We start from the raw sequence: 1,064 nt of genomic DNA on the forward strand, positions 1-1,064 counted from the left end.
GACTTCATCAACGCCACAAAATGGATCACGGACAACCTACCTAATGCGATGGTATCAGGCGGCGTCTCTAACGTCTCGTTTAGTTTCCGCGGTAACCCGATTCGCGAAGCTATCAACTCCGTCTTTCTTTATCACGCCATTCAAAATGGCTTGACTATGGGTATCGTCAACCCAGCTATGCTTGAGCTATATGACGATATTCCTAAGGACGCGCGCGATGCTATCGAAGATGTGATGCTCAATCGCAATCAAGGCGAGAGTGGTCAAGATGCCACTGAACGCCTAATGAGCGTCGCCGAAAACTTCCAAAACGGCGGTAAGAAAAAAGATAGCACCGTCGATATGACATGGCGCGAAGGTACTGTAGAAGAACGCATCGCCCATGCCCTAGTCAAAGGCATTACTACCTTTATCGAAGCCGATACTAAAGAAGCTTGGGAGAAATACCCCAAACCGCTAGAGGTCATCGAAGGGCCATTAATGGACGGGATGAATATCGTCGGCGATCTATTTGGCGCGGGCAAAATGTTCTTACCGCAAGTGGTCAAATCAGCGCGCGTGATGAAGCAGTCCGTCGCTTGGCTCAACCCCTATATCGAAGCGGAAAAGGTCGAGGGTGAAGTCAAAGGCAAGATCCTGATGGCCACGGTCAAAGGCGACGTGCATGACATCGGCAAAAATATCGTCGGCGTGGTACTTGGCTGTAATGGCTATGACATCGTCGATATGGGCGTCATGGTACCGTGCGAGAAAATCCTCGATACCGCCATCAAAGAGAAAGTCGATATCATTGGTCTCTCAGGTCTGATCACCCCAAGTCTCGATGAGATGGTCTATGTCGCCAAGCAAATGCAAGAGCGCGGCATGACCCTGCCGTTGATGATTGGCGGTGCCACGACCTCTAAAGCGCATACCGCGGTCAAGGTGGAGCCGCAGTATCAAAACGATGGCGTCATCTATGTGGCTGATGCCTCGCGCGCGGTCGGTGTGGTCACCAAACTGCTCTCCAAAGAAAACCGTCAAGAGCTGCTCGATGAAACCCGCGAAGAGTACATCAAAGTACG

1 protein-coding gene is annotated in these 1,064 nt (G+C 51.1%); it reads left to right on the plus strand.

Annotation, left to right across the window (positions count from 1 at the left end; genetic code table 11):
* Window positions 1–1,064 (plus strand): B12-binding domain-containing protein (locus ACTXGO_RS14440; protein WP_443575004.1); only part of this gene is annotated, 1,064 nt, incomplete at both ends.

Source organism: Psychrobacter sp. T6-1 (assembly GCF_052258445.1).